Annotated in this window: 3 protein-coding genes; 1 reads left to right on the top strand and 2 read right to left on the bottom strand. The window is 71.1% G+C overall.

Translation table 11 applies throughout. The features are described from left to right. A partial coding sequence (locus ACESL7_RS14675) for a DMT family transporter (protein WP_372894042.1) occupies positions 1-842 on the bottom strand: 842 nt, incomplete at its 3' end. Between the two features lie 324 nt (positions 843-1,166). Then, a complete protein-coding gene (gene guaA, locus ACESL7_RS14680; protein WP_372894043.1) occupies positions 1,167-2,732 on the bottom strand; it encodes a glutamine-hydrolyzing GMP synthase in 1,566 nt (521 codons plus the stop codon). Between the two features lie 345 nt (positions 2,733-3,077). On the opposite strand from guaA, the gene ACESL7_RS14685 reads away from it, so the two are divergent. After that, positions 3,078-3,268: trimethylamine methyltransferase family protein (locus tag ACESL7_RS14685; protein ID WP_372894044.1), on the top strand; the 191-nt coding region annotated here is incomplete at its 3' end.

Genomic DNA, 3,268 nt, shown 5'->3' on the forward strand with positions numbered 1-3,268 from the left:
GCCCAGATGTTGAGGTAGTTCGCCGCGAAGATCACGAGGGCGCCGACGAGCACCGCCCATTGCAGCGCTTCGGCGTAGAGCGCCATGCCCACCGCCGTCAGCACCGGCAGCCGCGCGAAATCCATCGGCATCACCACCGCCGCCGGCGCGAGGGAGAGCGCGCTCGTCAGGCAGAAATGCGCCGAGAGCCCCGCGATCCCCACCACCACGAGCCAGCCCGCGGCCCAGAGCGGCGGCACCGCGATGTCGAGATCGGCCGCCGCCGTGACGAGGCCGAAGACCGCCTGCATCGCGGTCATCCAGAAGAGGATGCAGGTGATCGTCTCGCTCCGCGTGAGGCGCCGGGTGAAGACCGCCGAGACGGCGAAGCCCACCGCCGCGCCCGCCGCCGCGATCTGCCCCACCGAGAGGGCCGCGGCGCCCGGTTGCGCGACGATCAGGATGCCGAGAAACCCGAGCGCCGCCGAGACGAGCCGCATCACCGTCAGCCGCTCGCCGAGCACCAGCGGCGAAAGCAGCACCACCCAGATGGGCGAGGTGAACTCGAAGGCCACGAGCTGGGCGAGCGGGATGAGCGGGATCGCGAAGAACCAGAGGTTCTGCCCGGTGAAATGCGCCACGTTGCGCGCCGCGTGCAGCCCGATGCGGCGCGTGCGCACCTCCGCGAGGCGGCCGGTCCAGCCCGCGACGGCGACCACGACCGCCATGCCGACGAGGCTCCGGTAGAACATGATCTCGAAGGTATCCAGCGTGCCGCCGAGCTGGCGCCCCGCGATCGCCATGCCGGTGAAGGAGGCGACCGTCCCCGCCATCCAGATCGTCGCCTTGAGCGTCGGGCTCATCTCGGGCGCCCCGCGTCGGGCGGGTCCGGCCTGTCATGCCGCCGGGCAGACGCGGCCTGCCTGCCGCCCGGGCCGGACCGGGCGGCGGGGAAAGGCGCGTGCTCCGTCCCTCCGGCGCGCCCCGCCGGTGTCGTGTCCCCGAGGCGGCCCCCGCAGGGGCCCCCACCGAAAGCGCGCGGAAACATCCCGTGCTTCGGACGGCCGACGCCCTGCGCGATGCTGGCCCCGGCAATGCGCGGCACGCCGCTCACCCGGCCGCGCGGCGGGCGATCCGCGCCAACGCCGGCCTCGGCCCGGGCGGCACCCGGCGCGCCCAAGGCCGCGCTATTCCCACTCGATCGTGCCCGGCGGCTTCGAGGTGATGTCATAGGTCACCCGGTTGATGCCGCGCACTTCGTTGATGATCCGCGTCGCCGTCTCGGTCAGGAAGTCGTGGCTGAAGGGATACACGTCCGCCGTCATCCCGTCGACGGAGGTCACCGCGCGCAGTGCGCAGGCGTAGTCGTAGGTGCGCCCGTCGCCCATCACGCCCACCGTGCGCACCGGCAGGAGCGCCGCGAAGGCCTGCCAGATCTCGTCGTAGAGCCCGTGGCGGCGGATCTGGTCGATGTAGACCGCGTCCGCCCGGCGCAGGATGGCGAGCTTGTCGCGCGTGATCTCGCCCGGGCAGCGGATGGCGAGACCCGGGCCGGGGAAGGGGTGGCGCCCGATGAACCAGTCCGGCAGGCCGAGCTCGCGGCCGAGCGCGCGCACCTCGTCCTTGAAGAGCTCGCGGAGCGGCTCGACGAGCTTCAGACCCATTTTCTCGGGCAGGCCGCCCACGTTGTGGTGGCTCTTGATCGTCACCGACGGCCCGCCGGCGAAGCTCACGGACTCGATCACATCCGGATAGAGCGTGCCCTGCGCGAGGAACGCGGCGCCCTCGATCCGGCCCGCATGCTCCTGGAAGACGTCGATGAAGAGCCTCCCGATGGTCTTGCGCTTCTCTTCCGGGTCGGAGACGCCGTCCAGCGCGTCCAGGAAGCGGTCCTGCTCCTCGGCATGGATGAGCGGGATGTTGTAGTGGTCCCGGAACATGCCCGTGACCTCCTTCGCCTCGCCCTCGCGCAGCAGACCGTGATCCACGAAGACGCAGGTCAGCTGATCGCCGATCGCCTCGTGGATGAGCACCGCCGCGACGGAACTGTCCACGCCGCCCGAGAGGCCGCAGATCACCCGCGCGTCGCCCACCGCCTCGCGGATCTTCGCGATCGCCTCCTCGCGGTAGGCGCCCATCGTCCAGTCCCCCGTGAAACCGGCGATCTTCAGGAAGTTGGCGTAGAGGTGCCGGCCGTTGGGCGTGTGATGCACCTCCGGATGGAACTGCACCGCGTAGAAGTGCCGTTCGGGGTCGGCGGTGATGGCGCAGGGCGCGCCGGGGCTCGTGCCGAAGACCTCGAAGCCGGGGGCGAGCGCGGCGACGTGGTCGCCGTGGCTCATCCAGACCTGCTCGGGGCCTTCGGCGAACCAGCCGTCCAGAAGGTCGAGACGCCCGCCCGCCGGGCTGACCGAGGCGCGACCGAACTCCGCCGTGCCGGCGCCGCGCTCGACGCGGCCGCCCAGCATGGCCGTCATCACCTGCTGGCCGTAGCAGATGCCGAGGACGGGCACGCCGAGCTCGAACACCGCCCGCGGCGGGCGCGGGCTGTCCGCGTCCGGAACCGAGGCCGGCCCGCCCGAAAGGATCACCGCCTTCGGAGCGAAGTCCCGGAGAAAGGCCTCCGTCACTCTCTGGAAAGGGTGGATCTCGCAATAGGTATTCAGCTCGCGCAGCCGACGCGCGATGAGCTGGGTCACCTGGCTGCCGAAATCGACGATCAGCAGGCGGTCGTGTTGGCGTTCCTGGTCCATGCGCGGTGGTTACGCCGCACGGCCGCGTGGCGCAAGCGCCCACGGTCGCCTGCAAAACAGGGGGGCTGTCTGCCCCCCTCTTGGCCTGACGGCCAATTCACCCCCCGAGGATATTTGACCCAAGAAGAAGAACCGGACGCGTGCTCCATCATCTTGGCGCAAATACTCCGGGGAGCGCGAGGGGCAGCGCCCCTCGCCGGTGCTGCGCGGACAGCGCGTGCCAGCGGCGGGTAGATGGCGCTCGGCATGTCGCTTTCGGCCTTCAAGGGGCGCAAATCGTCGCGGCGTGGGCGTGACGGCGGGGTAGACCGGCGGTCACCGGATCAGGACGCGGTGAGGTGCGAGATGGGCGAAGCGGCGGGCCGCAGACGGGCGCGGACGGGAGGCGGCGCGGCGCGGCGCGCCGAACGCGCGGCGCATCGCGTCGAGACGGCGCGCTTCATCGAGCGCAACATTCCTCTCTTCGAGGTCCTCGACGCCGAGGCGCTCGAGATCATCGAGGCGAATGCCGAGACCGTGCTTCAGGAAGTGGGCGT

The sequence above is a fragment of the Rhodosalinus sp. genome (assembly GCF_041685465.1).
Taxonomy (GTDB): Bacteria; Pseudomonadota; Alphaproteobacteria; order Rhodobacterales; family Rhodobacteraceae; genus Rhodosalinus.

Excerpts from the sequence above, each read along its gene's own strand:
- guaA (WP_372894043.1), bottom strand. The coding sequence starts at position 2,732 with ATGGACCAGGAACGCCAACACGACCGCCTGCTGATCGTCGATTTCGGC.